The organism is Fulvivirga kasyanovii (assembly GCF_009711405.1).
GTDB lineage: Bacteria > Bacteroidota > Bacteroidia > Cytophagales > Cyclobacteriaceae > Fulvivirga > Fulvivirga kasyanovii.
In genome coordinates this window covers 1-1,485 of sequence record NZ_SMLW01000173.1, presented here as the reverse complement: position 1 = coordinate 1,485, position 1,485 = coordinate 1, and the positions used below count along the sequence as shown (strand labels likewise).

Below are 1,485 nucleotides of genomic sequence, written 5' to 3'. Positions count from 1 at the left end.
AATCACTAGGGGTATATTCTCGGGTAGAGACACCTAAACACACTTCCACTATCGAACGTAAATGATTCTCATAGCTTGATAATTGCTTACGTATAGTCTGGGAGTGATATAAATTCTGACTATAGGAAACAACGATCTTTAACTCATCCGATTCTATTATTGCCGTAATATCAAGCGCATGCTCTCCCGGTAACCTAAGGCTCTGGGCAAGGCCCGAAGACTCCTTCGCCAATTCAAAATAGTCCCCCTGAATATCCTGCGTAAACTGTCCTAAATAGTTGAAAATAATCTCCGGCTTAGATAACTCCCCCTCATTGCCTTCTCGCAGATACTTGTATACCCCGTAGCCAATACCTTTACCTGGTATATTGCGAAGCTGCTCCTTGATACCCTTGATATAACCAGGTACATCTTTCGAGCCAGTCAACGATAAATGAACAGGATACATACTGGTAAACCAGCCAACGGTTCGACTGATATCCTGGCCGGGTAAAAACTCTTCACGCCCATGACCTTCCAAGGTCAGCAAAAACTCTTCTACAGAAAATACCTCCGATATACTCAATGCTAGTCCTGTCAATAAAAGATCATTGATATCTGTACCATAGGCTTCATGGGCACCCGATAACAATAACCCGGTCAGGTCTTTGTCTAAGGTCAGTACCTCTCGACTATAGTCTGATAAACTGCCCAAGTCACTTGCTTTATCTTTGGGAAGTGAGGCTATCGAAAGCTTATCCATATCAGACCAGTAGGATAGCTCTTTAGCAAAATCATTACTCTGGGAATAAGCCTCTAATTTACTGCTCCAGGATTGATATGAGCTACTCTTTAACGGTAAAGACAATGCCTCCCCACGGTCATACTGCTCAAACATCAGATCGAGGTCCTCAAATAATATACGCCACGAAACTCCATCAATCACCAAATGATGAACCGTCAAAAACAAACGATCCCCATCATCAAGGTGGAACAAGACAGCCTTCATCAAAGGTCCGGAGGTCAGATCGATGCTACCCTGATACGCTTCTATCTTCTCGCTCATCACCTGAAGGGCACCGGTAATCCCTCTTAAATCATGCTCCTCAAGAAATACTGGATAATCCAAACCTACATTACGTTGCACAATAGCTCCATCAACCAACTCATATTGCATCCGCAAAGCATCATGATGAGCGTGAAGCTTCTCCAGCATCGCTTTCAACAAAGCCCTCTCAAAACCTGAGGCCTTGAACAACAATACACTCTGATTGTAGTGATGATGATCTTCATGAGAACCATAATGAGCAAAAAAGTGCCGTTGGATCGGGCTTAACGGCACCTCGCCTTTTACCGTACTTTGATCCTGCTCTTCCTCTACCCGTTCAACACATAAACTCAAACTCTCTATGGTAGGATGTGCAAATATGTCCTTCATCGTTACTCGATAGCCCTCACGACGCAAACGGGACATGATCTGAATCGCTTTAATTGAATCTCCGCCGA

At 43.8% G+C, this 1,485-nt stretch carries 1 protein-coding gene; it reads right to left on the bottom strand.

Annotated features, from left to right (window positions below):
* Window positions 1-1,417: condensation domain-containing protein (locus tag E1163_RS00580; RefSeq protein ID WP_246223450.1), on the bottom strand; the 1,417-nt coding region annotated here is incomplete at its 3' end.
* Window positions 1,418-1,485: the final 68 nt, after the last annotated feature.